The organism is Bacteroides sp. A1C1 (genome assembly GCF_004328515.1).
Classification (GTDB): Bacteria; Bacteroidota; Bacteroidia; order Bacteroidales; family Bacteroidaceae; genus Bacteroides; species Bacteroides uniformis.
Map to the genome: position 1 here is coordinate 2,707,149 of NZ_CP036491.1, position 15,957 is coordinate 2,723,105.

General features: G+C 47.9%; 15 protein-coding genes and 1 tRNA gene. 13 read left to right on the forward strand and 3 right to left on the reverse strand.

Annotated elements, in window-relative coordinates:
• Positions 1–2: 2 nt before the first annotated feature.
• The 9 genes from EYA81_RS10925 (at position 3) to EYA81_RS10965 (ending at position 8,358) form a co-directional block, all read left to right on the forward strand.
• Positions 3–653 (forward strand): biopolymer transporter ExbD, encoded by a 651-nt coding sequence (locus tag EYA81_RS10925; protein ID WP_005828642.1) that lies wholly within the window; start codon positions 3–5, stop codon positions 651–653.
• A gap of 28 nt (positions 654–681) precedes the next feature.
• Positions 682–1,497 carry an energy transducer TonB gene (locus EYA81_RS10930; RefSeq protein WP_005828639.1) on the forward strand — a complete coding sequence of 272 codons (816 nt, stop codon included), beginning with the start codon at positions 682–684 and terminating at the stop codon, positions 1,495–1,497.
• Between the two features lie 11 nt (positions 1,498–1,508).
• Positions 1,509–2,459: a PstS family phosphate ABC transporter substrate-binding protein gene (locus EYA81_RS10935; protein WP_131225733.1), complete on the forward strand. Its 951-nt coding sequence runs from the start codon at positions 1,509–1,511 to the stop codon at positions 2,457–2,459.
• Positions 2,460–2,464: 5 nt separating this feature from the next.
• Positions 2,465–3,910 carry a tetratricopeptide repeat protein gene (locus EYA81_RS10940; RefSeq protein WP_131225734.1) on the forward strand — a complete coding sequence of 482 codons (1,446 nt, stop codon included), beginning with the start codon at positions 2,465–2,467 and terminating at the stop codon, positions 3,908–3,910.
• Positions 3,911–4,099: 189 nt separating this feature from the next.
• Positions 4,100–4,951, forward strand: coding sequence for an ATP-binding cassette domain-containing protein (locus tag EYA81_RS10945; RefSeq protein ID WP_005828621.1), 852 nt, complete (start codon positions 4,100–4,102; stop codon positions 4,949–4,951).
• Positions 4,951–5,781 carry a hypothetical protein gene (locus EYA81_RS10950; RefSeq protein ID WP_131225735.1) on the forward strand — a complete coding sequence of 277 codons (831 nt, stop codon included), beginning with the start codon at positions 4,951–4,953 and terminating at the stop codon, positions 5,779–5,781. The genes EYA81_RS10945 and EYA81_RS10950 overlap by 1 nt, the downstream gene beginning before the upstream one ends.
• Positions 5,782–5,783: 2 nt before the next feature.
• On the forward strand, positions 5,784–6,152 hold the full coding sequence (locus EYA81_RS10955; protein WP_005828614.1) for a GntR family transcriptional regulator: 369 nt from the start codon (positions 5,784–5,786) through the stop codon (positions 6,150–6,152).
• A 12-nt stretch (positions 6,153–6,164) separates the two neighbouring features.
• Complete coding sequence (locus EYA81_RS10960; protein WP_131225736.1) at positions 6,165–6,995, forward strand: hypothetical protein; 831 nt, start codon at positions 6,165–6,167, stop codon at positions 6,993–6,995.
• A 52-nt stretch (positions 6,996–7,047) separates the two neighbouring features.
• Positions 7,048–8,358 carry an anaerobic C4-dicarboxylate transporter family protein gene (locus tag EYA81_RS10965; RefSeq protein ID WP_008665936.1) on the forward strand — a complete coding sequence of 437 codons (1,311 nt, stop codon included), beginning with the start codon at positions 7,048–7,050 and terminating at the stop codon, positions 8,356–8,358.
• A 642-nt stretch (positions 8,359–9,000) separates the two neighbouring features.
• On the opposite strand, the gene EYA81_RS10970 is transcribed toward EYA81_RS10965, so the two are convergent.
• A tRNA-Met gene (locus EYA81_RS10970) sits at positions 9,001–9,073 on the reverse strand.
• 238 nt (positions 9,074–9,311) lie between these two features.
• Here EYA81_RS10970 and EYA81_RS10975 point away from each other — a divergent pair.
• The 4 genes from EYA81_RS10975 (at position 9,312) to EYA81_RS10990 (ending at position 13,986) form a co-directional block, all read left to right on the forward strand.
• Positions 9,312–9,896: a TetR/AcrR family transcriptional regulator gene (locus EYA81_RS10975; protein ID WP_005828604.1), complete on the forward strand. Its 585-nt coding sequence runs from the start codon at positions 9,312–9,314 to the stop codon at positions 9,894–9,896.
• Between the two features lie 31 nt (positions 9,897–9,927).
• Positions 9,928–10,674, forward strand: a complete 747-nt coding sequence (fabG, locus tag EYA81_RS10980; protein ID WP_117588701.1) for a 3-oxoacyl-[acyl-carrier-protein] reductase — start codon at positions 9,928–9,930, stop codon at positions 10,672–10,674.
• A 92-nt stretch (positions 10,675–10,766) separates the two neighbouring features.
• Positions 10,767–11,438: an RluA family pseudouridine synthase gene (locus EYA81_RS10985; RefSeq protein ID WP_005828600.1), complete on the forward strand. Its 672-nt coding sequence runs from the start codon at positions 10,767–10,769 to the stop codon at positions 11,436–11,438.
• Between the two features lie 10 nt (positions 11,439–11,448).
• Positions 11,449–13,986 carry a prolyl oligopeptidase family serine peptidase gene (locus EYA81_RS10990; RefSeq protein WP_131225737.1) on the forward strand — a complete coding sequence of 846 codons (2,538 nt, stop codon included), beginning with the start codon at positions 11,449–11,451 and terminating at the stop codon, positions 13,984–13,986.
• 93 nt (positions 13,987–14,079) lie between these two features.
• Here the strand turns inward: EYA81_RS10990 and EYA81_RS10995 are convergent, their stop codons facing one another.
• Both EYA81_RS10995 and EYA81_RS11000 read right to left on the reverse strand, forming a co-directional pair.
• Complete coding sequence (locus tag EYA81_RS10995) at positions 14,080–14,262, reverse strand: hypothetical protein (protein WP_005828596.1); 183 nt, start codon at positions 14,260–14,262, stop codon at positions 14,080–14,082.
• 222 nt (positions 14,263–14,484) lie between these two features.
• Positions 14,485–15,912: a sigma-54 dependent transcriptional regulator gene (locus EYA81_RS11000; RefSeq protein ID WP_117599216.1), complete on the reverse strand. Its 1,428-nt coding sequence runs from the start codon at positions 15,910–15,912 to the stop codon at positions 14,485–14,487.
• Positions 15,913–15,957 lie beyond the last annotated feature (45 nt).

The following is a 15,957-nucleotide window of genomic DNA, read 5'->3' on the forward strand; positions in this document are numbered from 1 at the left end:
TTATGGCTGAAATACAAGAAAGCGGCAACAAGAAAGGTGGAAAAAGCAAGCAGAAGAAAATGACTGTCAGGGTGGACTTTACACCTATGGTGGACATGAACATGTTGCTGATTACCTTCTTTATGCTTTGTACCTCACTGAGCAAACCTCAGACCATGGAGATAAGCATGCCGAGCAATGACAAGACCATCACCGAGGAGCAGCAGACCAAAGTCAAGGCTTCCCAAGCCATCACGCTGTTGCTGGGGGATGACAACAAGTTGTATTATTACGAAGGGGAGCCCAACTACAAGGACTATACTTCACTGAAGGAAACTACCTATCAGGCGGATGGTCTGCGGGCAATGCTTCTGCAACGTAATAGAGTTGCTGTGAACGAGGTGAACAGACTGAAGCAGCAGAAACTGGATCTTAAGATATCAGAGGATGACTACCGGAAACAGCTTTCCGAGATAAAAAGCGGAAAGGATACGCCGACAGTCATCATCAAGGCTACCGACAAGTCTTCGTACAAGAATCTGATTGATGCTCTCGATGAAATGCAGATATGTAATATAGGTAAGTATGTGATAACGGATATTGCCGAAGCCGACGAGTTTTTGATGAAGAACTACGAAAGCAAGGGCGAATTGTCCCAGAACATTGCTGAATGATGTGTAACACCCAAAGAAAGGAAAGAATATGGCTAAAGTAGATTTAAGCTCCCAAGCATGGTGTGACCTCGTGTTCAGTGGTAAGAACAAAGCATATGGAGCCTATAAGATGCGTGAGACCTCTCCCAGACGGCACAACATTGCCGTGATACTGGTAATTGTAATTGCATTGATAGGTTTCAGTATCCCTACGCTGATAAAGATGGCTACCCCCAAACAGAAAGAAGTGATGACCGAAGTGACTACCCTTTCGCAGCTGGAAGAACCGGAAGTGAAGCAGGAAGAGATGAAGCGGATAGAGCCCGTGGCCCCACCGCCGCCTGCATTGAAAAGCTCCATTAAGTTTACCGCTCCCGTCATCAAAAAGGATGAGGAAGTGAGGGACGAGGATGAAATAAAAAGCCAGACAGAACTGACGGAAACGAAAGTTGCCATCTCCATTGCCGACGTGAAAGGTAATGACGAGGAACACGGCAAGGACATCGCCGACTTGAAACAAGTGGTGACGCAGGCCGAACCGGAACCTGAAAAGGTTTTCGATATGGTAGAGCAGATGCCCCAGTTCCCCGGTGGTCAGGCCGAGATGATGCAGTTCATCAGCAAGAATATGAAGTATCCGACCATTGCCCAGGAAAACGGTACGCAAGGGCGTGTAACCTGCCAGTTTGTGGTAGGTGCCGACGGCAAGGTGCGTGATGTGAAAGTGCTGAGAGGTGTAGACCCCTATCTGGATAAAGAAGCTGTCCGTGTGATTATGTCCATGCCCAAATGGATTCCCGGCAAGCAGAATGGTAAGGCCGTATCGGTGAAATATACGATACCGGTGATGTTTAGATTACAATAAGTGTGTGTGTTATGAAAACGGTGAAACAACTTCAGCTTTCAGGCTTGCTGGTGCTGCTGACTCTGCTGTCTGCCTGCCAAAGCAAGCCCAAGGACGGACAAACGGATACGTATACCTCCGGTGTGATTGCAATTGCTGCGGACGAAAGTTTCCAGCCTATTGTGCAGGAAGAAATTGACGTGTTCGAAGGACTGTTCCCCTTGGCAGGAATTGTGCCCCGTTATGTGACGGAAGTCGATGCCGTCAACCTCTTGCTCAAGGACAGTCTGCGGTTGGCAATAACCAGTCGCAGACTGACTCCCGAAGAGATGAATTCCTTCAATAGCCGGAAGTTTTTTCCGCAGGAGATAAAGATTGCTACGGACGGGCTGGCATTGATAACCCATCTTGGCAATCCGGATTCATTGATTAGTGTGAAGGACATCCGCCGCATCCTGACGGGTGATGCGAAGCAGTGGAAAGATATCTATCCGGCTTCCCGTCTGGGGGATATCAGTCTTGTGTTTGACAACAAGAACTCCAGTACCGTACGTTTTGCTGTCGATTCCATCTGTAAGGGTGTACCGCTTTCCAGTCAGTTGAAAGCGTTGAAAACCAATAGGGAGGTGATTGACTACGTGGCCCGCACGCCTGATGCCATCGGTATTATCGGCGTGAACTGGCTGAGCGACCGGAATGATAGTACGGGGCTCTCTTTCAGTAAAGAGGTGCGGCTGATGTCCGTCAGTGCTGCTGACAAGGCCATGCCGGACAACAGTTACAAACCCTATCAGGCGTATTTGTATTACGGTGATTATCCGTTGGCACGCAGCATCTATGCCTTGTTGAATGATCCGCGGAGCGCACTTCCGTGGGGATTTGCCTCTTTCCTCGCTTCCGACCGGGGACAGCGGATTATATTGAAGTCGGGATTGGTCCTCGCCACCCAACCGGTGCGCGTGGTGAACGTCAAGGATGAATAACTAAAATGAATGCTAACATGAAACGTAGATTTGTATTTTGTTTGGGAGCGATGCTGTTTGCAGGTACGCTCGCCGCACAAACGCCGGTGCCCGAATGGCAGGCGGGGGTGGATAAAGTAAAAAGTCTGATAAAGACGAATCCGGAGCAGGCTTCCGACGCAGCCGGAGAACTGCTGAAGGGCAAGAACAAAAAAAATGTGGAGCTTGTGACTTCCGTGGCCCGTGCCTATCTGGATGCAGGACAGCTGAAAGAGGCGGAAACCTATCTGGAGATGGCAAGAAAGGCCGACAACAAGGCTCCGGCAGTTTCTGTACTCGAGGGTGACATCGCTTTTGCCCGGAAAGATATCGGAAAGGCATGCCAGCTTTATGAGCAAGCCATCTATTTTGATTCGAATTATAAGGATGCGTATCTGAAATATGCGCAGGCATACAAGTCTGCCAGTCCTTCGCAGGCCATAGAGAAGCTGAACCAGCTGAAGGCCATAGCTCCGGATTGCCTGGAAGCAGACAAGGAGCTGGCGGAAGTGTATTACGCCACCAACCGTTTTGGCAAGGCTGCCGACACCTATGCCAAGTTCATCGATACTCCCGTGGCTACGGAAGATGACATCCTGAAATATGCTTTTGCACTATTCCTGAACCACGACTTCGAGAAATCCTTGGCGGTGGCGCAGAAAGGTTTGCAGAAGAATGCCCGCCATGCCGCATTCAACCGGCTTGTGATGTACAACAATGTCGACCTCAAGCGTTATGACGAGGCAGAGAAGGCTGCCGATGCTTTCTTCAATGCTTCGGATAATGCCGATTATTCATACTTGGATTACCGCTATCACGGTGCTCTGTTGAGTGCTCTGAAGAAATATGACCAGGCCATTGAGGAATATGGTAAGGCATTGGAGAAGGATGAGAGTCAGGTGGATTTGTGGCGTGAGATTGCCGATGCTTATGAATTGAAAAACGACTATACCCAAGCCATTGCTGCTTATAAAAAGTACTATGACTCGCTGGCACAAGATAAAAAGACGTCCGAAAACTTATTCCAGTTAGGGCGTCTGTACTACGGAGAGGGTACGTCCTCGGACACTCTCTCCGTTCAGTCTGCCGACCGCATGGCGGCATTGCAGGCTGCCGACTCTGTGTTCGCACTTGTTGCCGAACAAGCTTCCGACAGTTATTTGGGAGATATGTGGCGCGCCCGCACACACTCTGCCATGGACCCCGAAACTACAGAGGGATTGGCGAAACCTTATTACGAGAAGGTGGTGGACGTACTGCTTGCCAAAAACGAACCGAGGTACAACTCTGCATTGATAGAGTGTTACAGTTATCTGGGCTACTACTATCTGTTGAAGAGTGACTATGCTACTTCGAAAGAGTACTGGAATAAAATTCTGGCTATCGACCCCACCAATGCCACAGCAAACAAGGCATTGGACGGCATCAAATAGCAATAATTTTAGTTGTTTGTCGTGTCGGGAGGAGTGGAGAGTGATTCTTAGCTCCTCCTTTTTTTTGAACCTTCGTACGTATTTCCTTTTTTCTCAAATCTCTTGTTATTCTAAAAAAAATGCCTATGTTTGCAGTGTACTATTATACTAATACACATAAACAATAAGATATTTAATTCATCCAAGCGTATGTTACAAGTAGAAAACATTTCATTTAGTTATCGCAAGGGGCGGAAAGAAGTCCTGAGTGATTTTTCACTTTCGCTGGAAGCCGGCCGGGTTTACGGTCTGTTGGGTAAGAACGGAGCCGGCAAGTCTACGTTGCTCTATCTGATGAGCGGTTTGTTGGCTCCCAAACGTGGGAGAGTGATGTATCATGATACCGACATGCGCCGCCGGTTGCCCGTCACGTTGCAGGACATGTTTCTGGTACCCGAGGAGTTCGAGCTGCCTCCTATTTCCTTGGTCAGCTATATTGAACTGAACAGTAAGTTCTATCCCCGTTTCAGCAAGGAAGACATGGTGAAGTACCTACATTTCTTCGAGATGGATATGGATGCTGATTTGGGAGCCTTGTCCATGGGGCAGAAAAAGAAAATCTTCATGAGCTTTGCGCTGGCCACCAATACTTCCCTGCTGCTGATGGATGAGCCTACCAATGGACTGGATATTCCGGGGAAGAGCCAGTTCCGTAAATTCCTGGCTTCGGGTATGTCGGACGACAAGACGATTGTTATCTCCACCCATCAGGTGCGTGACATTGACAAAGTGCTGGACCATGTGCTGATTATGGACAACAGCCGCGTATTGCTGGACGAATCCACTGCCAGCATTTGCAGTAAGCTGTTCTTCTTGGAGAGTGACGACCGGGAGTTGGCTGCGACTGCCTTGTACACGCTTCCCTCCGTACAAGGCAATTTCTTGATGCTGCCCAATACGGAAGGTGAGGAATCGGAGATTAATCTTGAACTGCTGTTTGGCGCCGTACTTGCAGAGCCTGGGAAGATAGCGGAAATGTTTCACACTAAAACAAATGAATAATGATACGCGATACCTTTTTTAATTTGCATCGCTTTGTGAACGTATGCCGCAAAGAGATGGTGGAGAATTGGAAGACCTATATACTCCGCTCGGTGATGGTCTACGGAATGTTGGCCATAGTCTTTGTCTGGAATGGATACTATCAGTATCACAATCTGGAAGCGGGAGCTGTGGGCATGGACCCTATCTGGGAGTTTGAGTCCAGATTCTTTCTTTGGGGACTTGTCATTTGGGGATGCATTAGCGCCTCGTTTACCATGGAAAGGATGAAAAGCAAGACGAGTCGTACCGTTGTGCTCATGACACCTGCCACCATGTTCGAGAAATTCTTTGCCCGCTGGCTGGTGGCTACCTGCGGCTTTATCTTGGTCTTTCTGATAGCTTTCAAGCTGGCGGACTTGACAAGAGTCGTCTTCTATCTTCTGGCCTACCCGGAGCTGCATGTCGTTCACTCCTTTCCGTTGTGGGAATTCTGCTGTAACACGAACTGTTTCTATGAGACGATAGGAAGCGGACCGGCTGTGGTGGGGATATTCCTGAGCTGCTACTTTTTCCTACAGTCTTTCTTCCTGCTGGGCAGTACGGTCTGGCCCAAAAATGCACTTATCAAGACTTTTGCGGCCGGTGTCTGCATCTTCGTTTCATATATCCTGATAGCTGTATTGTGCCTGAAGGCCATTCTGCCTAATAACTTCTTCATGACTGAGCCCTATATTGACAGGGAGGCATCGGGCGGCTGGCTGATTTTTATAACTTCGTTTTTCGCCCTTTTCAACTGGGTGCTTGCCTATTTCCGTTTCAAGGAGTCCGAAATCATTAATCGCTGGTAACTATGAACTTTAAGGAAAGCAAGGCCATCTACCTGCAAATAGCAGACCGCATTTGCGACGAGGTACTTCTCGGGCAATATCAGGAGGAAGAACGTATTCCTTCGGTACGGGAATATGCGGCTGTGGTAGAGGTCAACGCCAATACGGTGATGCGTTCGTACGACTACTTGCAGACGCAAGGAGTGATTTACAACAAGCGGGGTATCGGCTATTTTGTGTCGGTAGGTGCACGTAAGCTGATTCTTTCGTTGAGGAAAGAGTATTTTCTGAAGGAGGAAGTGGATTATTTCTTCAAGCAGATTTTCACGCTGGGCATCTCTGCCGAGGAGTTGTCCGGGATGTATCAGGAGTTTATCAAGAAACAAAAATAAAAGAAGACAGTTATGAAACGAACGACTTATATAATGATAGGAATGCTGGTTACCGGTGTGGCAATGGTATGCGGACTCATGTTCTATGTGGTGGACCGCAATGTCACTCAGAAAGATAATTTTATGGAAATCGGCGGAGAACGGAAAACGGTGCAGCTGCCCTCGTGCAGGGTGTTGAAGCTGACACAGCCTCCGGTGGTGTGGAAACAGAAAAAAGAAGGTATTGTGGAGGCGGAGCGTATATTCTCGTTCGGGGAAGTGCCGTTGGAGGTGACTGCCGACTCTTTGCAGCAGGGCAGTTTCTCCTATGCAGGGGATATGGAGGCTTTTATGTCGATGACTTCCGTTGGCGATACCCTGCTCGTCACCTTTGACTTTCCGGAGGATAAGCTGGAACAGCATCTTCAGAATGACATTTGGATAAGGGTTCGTTCAGAAGGGATGGAATTGCGGTTGCCTGCGGAGGTACAAGCGGTTGTGGTAGATGTGGAGGATATGGAAACCAATTTCTACGGACTCCGTTGCGATACGCTCTCTTTCCGCACGCGATACCTTGCCCGGCTGGAAGATTGCCATGTCACTGCGCTTGCGGCGCAGGCGCAGAGCTTGCATCTCAACAGCGGCACAGTGCGCAACCTTTATCTGAATCTGGACGAGATAGCCGACTGGGATGTCAATACCGGTTCCTTCCATATCGATACGGAGCATCTGTCCGGCAGTCGCTATCATCGTTGTCTTTTGCAGAAGAATGAATGCCGCCGGGTGTTCTGGACACCGTTAAAGGATGATGCCTCTTTGAGTGTGGAGTTAAAACAAGCAGTTAAAATAGAAGTAGGTGAGTAGCCATAATACGAAATGACTTATCTTTGCACATGAATCAAAAAGTGTAGAGTATATGGCCTTGCAATTGGCATTCGTATTGGTAGCTATCATTATAGGCGCCCGCTTGGGCGGCATTGGACTAGGTGTAATGGGAGGGATAGGTCTGGCAATTCTGACGTTTGGTTTCGGATTGCAGCCTACATCACCTCCCATTGACGTTATGTTGATGATAGCCGCCGTCATTTCTGCCGCATCCTGCATGCAGGCGGCTGGCGGACTGGATTATATGGTAAAGCTGGCAGAACGGTTGTTGCGGAAGAATCCTTCACAGGTCACCATCTTGAGCCCTATTGTGACCTATTTGTTTACTTTTGTTGCCGGCACGGGACATGTGGCATATTCGGTGCTTCCCGTGATTGCCGAGGTTGCCACGGAGACCAAGATTCGTCCCGAGAGGCCACTGGGCATTGCGGTGATTGCTTCGCAGCAGGCTATTACGGCAAGTCCCATTTCGGCTGCCACCGTCGCACTGCTTGGGTTGCTGGCGGGATTTGATGTCACCTTGTTCGATATTCTGAAAATAACGATTCCTGCTACCATTATCGGGGTACTTGTGGGCGCCTTGTTTTCCATGAAGGTGGGCAAGGAGTTGGCAGACGACCCGGAGTACAGAAAGAGGTTGACCGAAGGCTATCTTGATGTCAAGAAGGTGGAGATAAAGGATATACACAATAAACGGCATGCCGTCTTGTCCGTGCTTATCTTTATCCTTGCCACTGTTTTTATCGTGTTCTTTGGTTCGTTCGACAGTTTGCGTCCTGCCTTCGTGATAGACGGCGAGACGGTGAGACTCGGCATGTCCGCCATTATCGAAATCGTGATGCTCTCTGCCGCCGCCCTCATCTTGCTGCTGACTCGCACCGACGGCATGAAGGCAACGCAAGGCTCCGTCTTCCCGGCAGGCATGCAGGCGGTGATTGCCATATTCGGCATTGCCTGGATGGGAGATACTTTTCTTCAGGGAAACATGCTTCAGTTGACCCAGTCCATCGAGGGAGTGGTGAGGCAAATGCCGTGGCTGTTCGGGATAGCCTTGTTTGCCATGTCGATTCTGCTTTATAGCCAGGCCGCCACTGTGCGCGCACTGATGCCTTTGGGCATCGCTTTGGGCATTTCGCCTATGATACTGGTTGCTCTGTTCCCGGCCGTAAACGGTTACTTCTTTATTCCCAACTATCCCACCGTAGTAGCAGCCATTAATTTCGACCGTACCGGAACTACCCGTATCGGCAAGTATGTGCTGAACCACTCGTTCATGCTTCCCGGACTTGTTTCGACTGGCGTTGCCATCGGGCTGGGGTTGCTTTTCATCAGGATATTCTAAGGGAAACCGCTGCTTTCAATCCGTTGTATATAGGGCTTTGTTTACTTGTGTATAGGGGAGTGTTCCCTTTTACTCATTGCCTTATCAGCGCCTAATGGTCGTGCGGCGATCTGCTGACGGCTGTTAAGCGGGTTGTTGATGGCCGTTAGGCGATTGCATCATGGCCGTTGCATACTGTTGATTCCTTATGTCCGACGTAATAAATACCTTCATTCTCTGAATAAAGCACAGAGGAAAACAGTATTGAAGTCTTGGCTTTGTGTGGCTGTACGCATTTGTTCTGATTGCATTTGAAGGGGGAGGAGATGGAATTAATACCGTGTTTGCAGGATATTGATTTCGTGCAGGTACGATATAAATAAGATGTGATACAAGAAATTAATAACTTGTGTTACTTCATGTTAGCTTCTTGTGTGTCAGTATTTCTGTTTGTGAAACGGTGTGGAAGCAAATTTTGCTTCCACACTTTTGAGTTGCTTCCACCGCATCTGTAATGCCGATGAATAAAGGGATGCGGAGAGGAGGTGGAAGTGTGGAAGCAATTTGCACAAACATTATTTGCGCAAACATTTTTTTCTGTCCTTGATGGGAATTAAAAAAAATGAGGATAAACGGCCTTTAAACCTTTTATCCTCATTGTAGTTGCGGAGATCCGACTCGAACGAATGACCTTTGGGTTATGAGCCCAACGAGCTACCAACTGCTCCACTCCGCGATGTTATTGTTTTGTGGGTGCAAAGGTACGGCTTTTTATTTAATATGCAAATAAAATGCATGATATTTTTGAGGTTAAGTGGATTTTAATGAGTAATATGTTGATAAATAGAACGATAATAAGCCTACTTTTTTTCTTCCTTTTTAGGGCTGTTCATTAATAAAATGAATGTTTTCTTGTAAGATATGCGGAAATGTCTTACTTTTGCTCAAATAATAAAGCAATGTGCAATTAATCTATGACCGTATCGAAGACAAAAGCTAAATTAGTGGACGTTGCCCGTCAGCTGTTTGCAAAGATGGGCGTTGAGAATACCACGATGAATGATATTGCCCTCGCTTCGAAGAAAGGTAGGAGAACGCTCTATACCTATTTTAAGAGCAAGGAAGATATCTACTTGGCTGTTGTCGAGTCGGAGCTGGATATTCTTTCGGATATGATGAAGCACGTGGTAGAGAAAGATATTCAGCCGGACGAGAAACTGATGGAAATGATTTACACCCATCTGGATGCGGTAAAAGAGGTTGTCTTTCGGAATGGTACTCTTCGTGCCAATTTCTTTCGGGATATTTGGAGAGTGGAGAAAGTGCGCAAACGTTTCGATGCTACAGAGACCCAGCTTTTCAAGGAGGTTCTGCGTGAAGGTATGGAGAAGGGCGTTTTCCAGATAGATGACTTGGATATGACTGCCGAGATTGTGCATTACAGTGTCAAAGGTATTGAAACACCTTATATCCGCGGTCATATAGGAGCCAATCTGGATGATGCGGTACGCGATACTTACGTGACCCGTCTGGTACTTGGTGCATTGGGAAAGAAGTAAGAATACATTTTATAAATAATTTTAAAATAATATGGGATTATTAGATGGAAAAACAGCCATTGTGACAGGTGCTGCACGCGGCATCGGCAAGGCTATCGCTTTGAAGTTCGCTCAAGAAGGAGCAAACATCGCATTCACTGACTTGGTGATTGATGAAAATGCCGAGGCTACGGCAAAAGAATTGGAAGCTTTGGGAGTAAAGGCAAAAGCTTATGCCTCCAATGCAGCAAACTTTGAAGACACTGCCAAGGTAGTGGCAGAAATCCATAAGGACTTTGGACGTATTGATATTCTGGTAAACAATGCCGGTATCACACGTGACGGTCTGATGATGCGTATGAGCGAACAGCAATGGGATATGGTTATCAATGTCAACCTGAAATCGGCATTTAACTTTATCCATGCCTGCACACCCATCATGATGCGCCAGAAGGCGGGTAGCATTATCAATATGGCATCTGTGGTAGGTGTTCACGGCAATGCCGGCCAGGCCAACTATTCTGCTTCCAAAGCCGGTATGATTGCTTTGGCCAAGTCTATCGCTCAGGAGCTGGGCTCTCGCGGCATCCGTGCCAATGCCATTGCTCCGGGGTTCATCATGACAGCCATGACCGACGCCTTGTCTGAAGAGGTGAAGGCTGAATGGTGCAAGAAGATTCCTTTGCGCCGTGGCGGCACACCCGAAGACGTGGCAAATATCGCTACTTTCCTGGCTTCTGATATGTCTTCTTATGTATCCGGTCAGGTTATTCAGGTAGATGGTGGGATGAATATGTAATTTAATGATTAATGATTAGTGATTAATGTTTAATGAGAAGTTGGGTGTTAGTCATTAATCATTAATCACTAATCATTAAACATTAACAATCGATGACTGTCGTATACGAAGACAATCATATCATTATAGTCAACAAGACCGCTTCCGAGATAGTTCAGGGAGACAAAACGGGTGATACACCGCTTTCGGAAACTGTAAAGCAGTACCTGAAAGAGAAGTACAGCAAGCCTGGAAATGTCTTTATCGGTGTCGCCCACCGGCTGGACCGCCCCGTGAGCGGTCTTGTTGTTTTTGCCAAGACCAGTAAGGCACTGTCGCGTCTGAACGAGATGTTCAAGAATAGCGAGGTGAAGAAGACTTACTGGGCAGTGGTGAAGAACCTGCCCCGCGAGGAAGAGGGGGAATTGGTGAACTATCTGGTGCGAAATGAGAAACAGAACAAGAGTTATGCATACGACAAGGAGGTGCCGGGCAGCAAGAAAGCGATTTTGCATTACCGGCTCATCGGGCGGTCGCAGAACTATTATCTGTTGGAAATAGATTTGAAAACCGGACGCCATCACCAGATACGTTGTCAGTTGGCAAAGATGGGCTGTCCCATCAAGGGAGATTTGAAGTATGGTTCGCCCCGCTCCAATCCCGACGGCAGCATCTGTCTGCATGCGCGGTATATCCGTTTTGTGCATCCGGTGTCCAAAGAACTGATAGAAGTGGAGGCGCCCGTTCCTCCCGGAAATTTATGGAATGGTTTTGAAACGATTTAATCTTACAGTAATGAAGAAAATCACAGTTTTGTCGGGTTTGCTGCTCCTTGCGGGATTGGCTGCCCAAGCTCAGGAAAGAGTTGCTGAGTATAACGTGCGTCCGGCCGTTACGGTGCGCACTCCCCTCCAGGGCGATAGTATCAACTTCAAGGGAGACAAGTTTACTACCGGCAATCTTCTGAAGACGAAGGTCAGTCTCGACTTCGACGGAGGTCGGTACGAACGTATGGTTGCTGATACGGCTGGATATGTAACTGTGGCAAAGGCGGACAAGGACAATCTGTTCTATCTGTTTGCTACCAATCTGCGTGCGGAGCGTTTCATGAAGGGCAAGCTGAATGTATATTCTCCTGCCCGTTTTGAGGTGTTTGTAAACGGTGAATCCAAGCAAGTCAAGGAGACAGCGGAGGACAGCTTGTCGCAGGTCCGTCCTACGGCTGTCAGTTTACGTATGGACCCCGAAGCGGATTATGAGATTGTCATCAAGTTGCTTTCAAGCGCGGACGACAAGATGCAGCCGATGCTGAAATGCGAATTTGAAAAGGAAAAGGACTTTGCCGATGTAGCCTGCCGGATGGCACCGGACATGAAGAGACGTTTCTCTTTGTTCAACACCAATTTCGGCTCCCGAGCGAGCAGGGTTTCTCTTTCGCCCAACGGCAAGTATCTGCTGACCCGCTATTCGGACAATTACGACGTGAAGCGTTCCAGGACCCGTTGTGAGCTGACCGAGGTAAAGACCGGCCGGGTGATATTGCCCAATGCCAATGAAAAGATGAACTGGATGCCCAACAGCAACAAGCTCTATTATACGGTTATGGGCGAGGAGCAGAATGACCTGGTTGTGTTCGATCCTGCCACGATGCGTGAGGAAGTGCTGCTGAAGAATGTTCCCGAAGGATATTTCAGCTGGTCTCCTACAGAAGACTATCTTATTTATATGCTCACGGACGAGGGCGAAAAGGTGAGTGGCCCGTTGAAACGTCTCTTGCATCCGGACGACCGTATCCCCAATTCTCGTGACCGCTATTATCTCATGAAATACGATGTGGCGACGGGACTTTCCGAGCGTCTGACCTACGGTAGTCACAACGTCTATCTGAATGATATTTCCCCGGATGGCAAGAAACTGTTGTGCAGCACTTCCAAGCCGGACATCACTCGATGCCCTTTCTCCCTCTCTTCTCTTTTCGAGATTGATTTGGCCACCTTGCAGGCAGATACGCTGGTCGCCTGGGATGCTTATCTGGGAAGTGCTTCTTACTCTCCGGATGGGAAGCAGCTTCTGGTGACGGGCAGTCCGTCTGCTTTCGGAGGCATTGGCAAGAATTGCGGTGAACATCCCATAGCCAATGACTTTGATACCCAAGCATTCATTATGGATTTGGCTACAAAGAAAGTGCAGGCTATCACGCGCGATTTCAATCCTACAGTGTCTCCCGTGCAGTGGAACCGTGTGGACGGATGTATCTATTTCGATACGACTGATGGGGATTGCAGGCATATATACCGTTATGTTCCGAAGACGGGTGGCTTTGAAATGCTTCCGCTTGAAGAAGATGTGATTACTTCCTTCACGCTGGCCAATGACAATCCGGTTGTGGCTGCCTATGTGGGTGGAGGAAACACCAGTACGGGCGTAGCCTATACGTACGACACGAAGAAAAAAGTTTCTACCCTGCTTGCCAACCCCATGAAGCCCGTCCTCGACAAGATTGAGCTGGGACAGATGGAAGAGTGGAACTTTACAGCTTCGGACGGTACGGAGATAAAGGGAATGATTTGCCTTCCGCCGTCTTTCGACCCGAACAAGAAGTATCCGCTTATCGTGTACTATTATGGAGGAACGACTCCTACGACTCGCGGTATAACTTCCCCGTACTGTGCACAGTTGTTTGCGTCACGTGACTATGTGGTTTATGTTATCCAGCCCAGTGGTGCCATCGGGTACGGCCAGGAGTTCTCTGCACGGCATGTCAATGCATGGGGTGAGCGTACGGCTGATGAGATCATTGAAGGTACGAAGAAATTCTGTGCAGCCCATCCGTTTGTCAACGATAAACGTATCGGATGTCTGGGTGCCTCTTATGGAGGATTCATGACGATGTATCTGCAGACTAAGACGGACATGTTCGCTGCCGCTGCCTCGCATGCTGGCATCAGCAATGTGACGAGCTATTGGGGCGAGGGTTATTGGGGATATTCCTATAACTCTGTTGCGGCAGCCGATAGCTATCCTTGGAATAATCCCGATTTGTTTACGAAGCATGGAGCATTGTTCAATGCGGACAAGATTAATACCCCTCTGTTGTTGCTGCATGGCACGGTAGATACAAACGTGCCTATCGGTGAAAGTATCCAGTTGTATAATGCGCTGAAGATATTGGGCAAGCCGGTGGAATTTATTACCGTGGATGGTGAAAACCATTTTGTACTTGATTATGCAAAACGTGAATTGTGGCACAATTCAATTATGGCTTGGTTTGCCCGCTGGTTGCAGGATAGTCCGGCATGGTGGAATGACCTTTATCCGGAAAGACATTGGTGATTTCTTAGTTGACAACTATCAACTATCAATTAAAAAAGCCGTTTCCCAGAATAGACAAGGAGGAAACGGCTTTTTGTTGTAGTGTGCTTACTGTTATTGGGCCACTTTTGCTGTGTCTTGGACGTTCTCGGCTTTCTGCAAAGTATCCGTTACCACAGTGTCGTTAGACAAGGTTGTTGTCTTACTCGGCTGTTCTACCGGAGCCTTAGCTTGAGCCAAGAACGTTCCGCCACAAACAAACATAAACAGGGCTGCTACTAATACTAATTTTTTCATAATTCATTTGCTTTTAGGTTGCTATATCTTATTGTTAAGTCTAAGTGCTTGTTTGTTGTAGCGCTTGTTGCTTGTACTTAATACAAGTCAAATGGTGTGCCAAAAGAATTGTTTGTTGGGTAATGCTTTGATAACTAGATGTATATGTTTTTATGCAAAGTGTAGTATAATGTGGAAAAGTGGGGAATGTGTGGAGAGGAGTGTGGAATTATTCCACATCTTTTAGTCGGATATGTTATAAAGCTTCAACTTGTTGTACAGCGTTTTGCGGTCAATGCCCAACAGTTGTGCAGCGCGGCTCTTGTTGTTTCCCGTCTGCCGTAGGGCTTCGATGATTTGACGCTTCTCTGCCTCCTCATTGCGGAGAGGGATGCCGATGATGGCCGATGCAGGTTCTTTCAGTTCACTTAGTTCGTTGATAGTAATGAATTTGCCTTGTGCCAGCAGGGTTGCACGGCGTACCATATTCTTCATTTGTCGCAGATTGCCAGGCCAGGGGTATTCCAATAAGGCGCGGGATGCTTTGTCATCAAAGCCGGTCAGTTGCTTGTCCATTTCGCGGTTGGCCTGGTCCAGAAAGAAATTGGCAAAGAGCAAGATGTCTTCACGGCGGTCTTTGAGTTGCGGCATGCGCAGGGTGAATTCATTGATACGGTGATATAAATCCTCACGGAACGTTCCTTTTTCGATGGCTTGCTCCAGATTTTCGTTGGTGGCGGATACCAGACGTATGTCCACGCTTATCTCTTTGTTTGAACCAACCGGACGTATCTTGCGTTCTTGCAAAGCACGCAGCAGTTGTATTTGCACTTCATAGCTCAGATTGCCTATCTCATCCAGGAAGATGGTACCGCCGTTGGCTTCGACGAAAGCGCCCGTTTTGTCGGTCAGTGCGCCGGTAAAGGCGCCCTTTATATGCCCGAAGAATTCCGAAGCGGCCAATTCTTTGGGGATAGAACCGCAATCGATGGCTACAAACGGCCGGTCGGCACGCTTGCTGAGCTGGTGGATGCGATGGGCTACGTATTCTTTGCCCGTTCCGCTGGCACCATTGATGAGTACGGACATATTGGTAGGTGAAACCAGTTTCACATAATTGTAGAGTTGTTTGGCTGCGTCGCTCTCTCCTTCGAGGAAGTCGGAGGAAGACAATGAGCCTTCTGCACTCTTCTGAGACTGATTTTTCATCTTGTCGGAATGCATCGTCTGTTTAGGCGAGACGGATGGTCTGTTTGGGGTAAACGCGTCATCTGTTCGGGACGGATGCATCATCTGTTTCAAAGCGGAGGATGATGCATTCAAGGCTTCGCCTATTTTTTTCAGTAATTCGTCCGGATTCACAGGCTTGGCAATGTAATCGCAGGCTCCCAGTTTCATGGCTTGGACGGCCGACTGTATGTCAGCGTATCCCGTCATGATGATAAGCGGTATTTGCAGGCCGTGTTCGCCCAGCCATTTCAATAAGTCAATGCCATCCTTGTCGGGCAGGCGTAGGTCAGACAAAATCAAGTCCACGGTTTCCGACTCAATATGTTTTTGAGCACGGGCAATGCTGCTGGTGGAGGTTACTTGGAAACCTTTTTTGCCGAGCCATGTTTTTAGCATCATGCCGTAAGTAATATCATCTTCTACAATTAATATGGATGTCATTGCTTTTGCCTTTTATCTCTTTTATGTAGGCAAAGGTAAGTGCTT

Excerpts from the sequence above, each read along its gene's own strand:
- EYA81_RS10925 (WP_005828642.1), top strand. The coding sequence starts at position 3 with ATGGCTGAAATACAAGAAAGCGGCAACAAGAAAGGTGGAAAAAGCAAG.
- EYA81_RS10930 (WP_005828639.1), top strand. The coding sequence starts at position 682 with ATGGCTAAAGTAGATTTAAGCTCCCAAGCATGGTGTGACCTCGTGTTC.
- EYA81_RS10935 (WP_131225733.1), top strand. The coding sequence starts at position 1,509 with ATGAAAACGGTGAAACAACTTCAGCTTTCAGGCTTGCTGGTGCTGCTG.
- EYA81_RS10940 (WP_131225734.1), top strand. The coding sequence starts at position 2,465 with ATGAATGCTAACATGAAACGTAGATTTGTATTTTGTTTGGGAGCGATG.
- EYA81_RS10945 (WP_005828621.1), top strand. The coding sequence starts at position 4,100 with ATGTTACAAGTAGAAAACATTTCATTTAGTTATCGCAAGGGGCGGAAA.
- EYA81_RS10950 (WP_131225735.1), top strand. The coding sequence starts at position 4,951 with ATGATACGCGATACCTTTTTTAATTTGCATCGCTTTGTGAACGTATGC.
- EYA81_RS10955 (WP_005828614.1), top strand. The coding sequence starts at position 5,784 with ATGAACTTTAAGGAAAGCAAGGCCATCTACCTGCAAATAGCAGACCGC.
- EYA81_RS10960 (WP_131225736.1), top strand. The coding sequence starts at position 6,165 with ATGAAACGAACGACTTATATAATGATAGGAATGCTGGTTACCGGTGTG.
- EYA81_RS10965 (WP_008665936.1), top strand. The coding sequence starts at position 7,048 with ATGGCCTTGCAATTGGCATTCGTATTGGTAGCTATCATTATAGGCGCC.
- EYA81_RS10975 (WP_005828604.1), top strand. The coding sequence starts at position 9,312 with ATGACCGTATCGAAGACAAAAGCTAAATTAGTGGACGTTGCCCGTCAG.
- fabG (WP_117588701.1), top strand. The coding sequence starts at position 9,928 with ATGGGATTATTAGATGGAAAAACAGCCATTGTGACAGGTGCTGCACGC.
- EYA81_RS10985 (WP_005828600.1), top strand. The coding sequence starts at position 10,767 with ATGACTGTCGTATACGAAGACAATCATATCATTATAGTCAACAAGACC.
- EYA81_RS10990 (WP_131225737.1), top strand. The coding sequence starts at position 11,449 with ATGAAGAAAATCACAGTTTTGTCGGGTTTGCTGCTCCTTGCGGGATTG.
- EYA81_RS10995 (WP_005828596.1), bottom strand. The coding sequence starts at position 14,262 with ATGAAAAAATTAGTATTAGTAGCAGCCCTGTTTATGTTTGTTTGTGGC.
- EYA81_RS11000 (WP_117599216.1), bottom strand. The coding sequence starts at position 15,912 with ATGACATCCATATTAATTGTAGAAGATGATATTACTTACGGCATGATG.